The organism is Galactobacter valiniphilus (assembly GCF_003575975.1).
Taxonomy (GTDB): domain Bacteria; phylum Actinomycetota; class Actinomycetes; order Actinomycetales; family Micrococcaceae; genus Galactobacter; species Galactobacter valiniphilus.
Window position 1 is genome coordinate 1 of record NZ_QQXK01000054.1, and the last position, 3,443, is coordinate 3,443.

The window sequence follows — 3,443 nt, forward strand, 5'->3', positions numbered from 1 at the left end:
AGAACGTTCTCAACCGTCGAGTCTGGGCCACTCGTGTGCAGCTGCGGACCGCGATCGTGGCCTGGATCGAAACCCGCTACCACCGCCGCCGACGCCAACAATGCCTCGGCCGGTTGACGCCCATCGAATTCGAACTCATCATGAACCCACCAGCCGCCCAAGCGGCCTAACCCCAACTGTCTCAATCCGTGCAGCAGTCCCCAACGTTCGCGAATGGATTCGCCACCACCTCGGCGCGCCCACTCCCCTGGGCGAGGTCGTAGCCCAACTGCAGGCATGCTTCGGAGGTCCTCAGGGACGATATTTCGGCCACTTGCTGCATATGCATTGGTGGAAGTCCCTGGTCGTGTGCGGGCAACCGGCCGTCGTGGGCCGCGAAACGCTGGTGTCCCGTGCCTCGGCTTAGTCTCGGCGATCACTGCACGCACCGCGGCAAGCTCGCCCGCGTCATCGGGGTACGAGGCGCAAGGCGCTTGATCACCTTCGGCCATGACGACGTCGATGCCGTCTGGGTACCCATCGAGGAGCTCCGGCCGCAGGGGTCCGTTGGGCTCTCGCCGGAGACGCTTGCGTTGCTGGCGAGGGTCCCACACGTAGTACGGGATCGAGCAGAAACGATCGCGACGTGCATCGAACGAATCCGTGAATCCGTCACGAGCGGTCGCCGGGGTCCTGCCCTGCGGCAGCAGCTACATGGGCAGGGAATCGAGGTATCGGAGCGGCAGTGCTACAGGTATCTACGGCGATACTCAGAAGGCGGCATTGCTGGGCTCATAGATGGTCGTTGGCTACTGGAACAGGGCAGCAGGCGCGCTGTTTCGGACGCCGTTTTGACGATGCTGGCGGAGGAACTCGGGCGACAGCGACTGGAATCGATTGGCACTCGAAGCAGGATCCTCAAGCGGGTGAGTTGGCGTGCAGCTGATGCAGGTCTCGCTCTCCCCTCGCGATCAACCCTGTATCGCGCGCTCGCTGACTTAGCTCTGCGCAGCTCCGATTTTGGCTCGACGGTGACGCGCAAGACGGAGGCGAACCGGCCGGATCGATCGTTTCGTCGGTTGACCGTCACGCGCCCCGGCGAGGTCGTGGAGATGGATTCGACCGTACTGGACGTCATGGTGCGGATGCCTGACGGATCAATCCGTCGGCCGGAGCTGACTTATGCGGTCGACGTCGCCACCTGGTCCATCTTGGGGACACTTGTGATGCCCAAGACCTCCAGGGGAACCGACTTGGGGGCCACGGTGCTGGGATTGAGCTTGCTCCGCCCGCAGGACCGTCCGGGGTGGAAAAACGTCACGGCCTCGCTCGAGGACATCTTCGGAACTACAGGTGAATGGCGCGATCAGCTCGAAGCGGCGGCGGTAGCCTTGCCGCGGATCGTGCCGGAGTCCATCACGGTCGATCGGGGCAAAAACTTCACCAGTGTGGCCTTTGCCGCCGCTTGCAGGGCGATGGAAATCTCTCAGGTTTTCGCCAACCCTCGGACCCCAACCGACAAGCCTCACGTGGAATCCGGCTTCCGGAGCATCCGACTGGGCTTTGTCCAATTCCTTGCCGGCTACACGGGGGGAAGCCTGAATAAGCGTGGGGTGAACCTGGAAAGCTCGGCGGTCTGGACCCTCGCCGAGCTCCGCGCGTTGCTTGAATTCTGGGTGCTCTCTGAATGGCAAAACACTCCGCAATCAGGGCTTCGGATGAGCAGTGCACCCCAGCAGCTCTTGACGCCGAACCAGATGTTTGCCGCTCTCGGGGGAAGCGAACCGGTCGCGCAAACCGGTGGGCTCGAATTCGAGCAGTACCTTGGGCTGCTCCCGATCGTGTGGCGAACGGTGCAGCCCTACGGTGTCAACGTCCACGGGTTCACCTACGACTCCGAACGCGTCCACCCCTATCGCGGCCAAAGATCCGGCCTCTCAGGCGAAGCGAATGGCCGCTGGGAGATCCGAGTAGACGTGACCTGTCCTGACCGCGTCTGGTTCCGCGACCACCGGAGCTGCGAGTGGCTTGAGCTCAGTCGCGTCACACCACTGGCGGCCCGCCCTGTCCTAGGTGTCGCTGAGACCGCTGTTCCGGCAGTCCCAACGCGCGCCTTCGATCTCGTACGGGCGATCCACGAAGTGCAAAGCACTCGAATCGCGGCGAAGCCGCAGTGCGTCAACGACAAGTCAGAACCATTCGAGAGCTCCGTTGTGCCGCTTCGTCTCCTCCCTCGAGAAGAGCCACTGGAGACAGATCAAGCTGAGCACAGAGCTGCACAGGCTTCGGCCCGTCGACTGCGCGTCTTGGAGTGAGTGGGAATGGCCGTTCCAACCGATCTCACTGCATGGCGTGCTTTCGTCCGCCGCTCCTTGGACCCCCTCCCCCACGAGAGGCCCACGGGTCTGCGCGCCGCAACTTCAGAGGAACGAATCGCTTCACTTGCCGGCGATTTCGTGGTGGAGACCCCCGACCTTTCGCTTCTCATGAAGCACCTAGCCGTCCTCGAAAGTCTCGCCTTGACGCCGTCGAGCCATTCAGCGGGCATGCTCGCTGTCAGCGGCCCACCAACCTGGGGCAAGACCACGGCCGGCCTGTTCCTCGCTCGGAACCACGAACGCCGCAAACGTTTCGGACTGGGTGACACCAAGCTGGAAGACGAGAGCATCCAGCCAGCGCTGTACGTGGGCGCTTGACCCCTGATCTCGGACACGCTGATTCCAGCACGTTGCTGGGGAAGCGAGAATCCAAGGGATGGCAAGGAAGAACTACACGGACGAGTTCCGGCAGCGGGCGGTGGACTTGTTCGCGTCCACGCCGGGTGCGACGTTGAAGGGCATCGCGGCGGATCTGGGGATCTCCCGCGGTGCGCTACGGGAGTGGGTCGAGAAGCACGGCTCGGGGATCACGACCACCGGCACAGCGTCGACGCCCGCGCCGGCGCGGGCGGAGTCACAGGCGGCGAAGGTCCTCCGGCTGGAGGCCGAGAACGCGAGGCTGGAAGCGGAGAAGCTGAAGCTTCAGACGGAGCGGGACATCCTTCGTCAGGCGGCGAAGTATTTCGCCGGGGAGACGAACTGGTGAACCGCTTCCAGTTCGTTGAGGATCACAAGGACGCCTACGGCGTGAAGCGGTTGTGTGAGGTCATTCAGATCGCGAGGTCGTCGTTCTACGCCTGGCTGGCGGCGGCCCCGGGACGGGCCGCGAGGGCCGCCGCAGACGCCGCGCTGGCGGCGCGAATCCGTGTGCTGCAGGACCCCGCGCAGGGTGGCGATCGCGCCTATGGGGCGCCGCGGATCACCGCCGACCTCAACGACGGCGTCGCGGCGGCCGGGCGGGTGAATCACAAGCGGGTCGCCCGGGTGATGCGGGAACACCAGCTCGCGGGGATCCGGCTGCGTCGACGGGTGAGGACCACGATCCCGGACCAGTCCGGACGCCGCTTCCCCGACCTGATCGAGCGG

2 protein-coding genes and 2 pseudogenes are annotated in these 3,443 nt (G+C 64.4%); all 4 read left to right on the plus strand.

Going from position 1 to position 3,443, the window contains the following annotated elements; translation table 11 throughout:
* Positions 1 to 170, plus strand: a pseudogene (locus tag DWB68_RS15560) (IS3 family transposase); the annotation flags it as partial.
* A gap of 840 nt (positions 171 to 1,010) precedes the next feature.
* The gene (locus DWB68_RS15565) at positions 1,011 to 2,294 is read left to right on the plus strand and encodes a DDE-type integrase/transposase/recombinase (protein ID WP_158588344.1); all 1,284 of its coding nucleotides are present in this window, start codon (positions 1,011 to 1,013) and stop codon (positions 2,292 to 2,294) included.
* Between the two features lie 6 nt (positions 2,295 to 2,300).
* A complete protein-coding gene (locus DWB68_RS16065; RefSeq protein WP_147391715.1) occupies positions 2,301 to 2,675 on the plus strand; it encodes a hypothetical protein in 375 nt (124 codons plus the stop codon).
* Between the two features lie 58 nt (positions 2,676 to 2,733).
* Positions 2,734 to 3,443 (plus strand): annotated as a pseudogene (locus DWB68_RS16890) (IS3 family transposase); the annotation flags it as partial.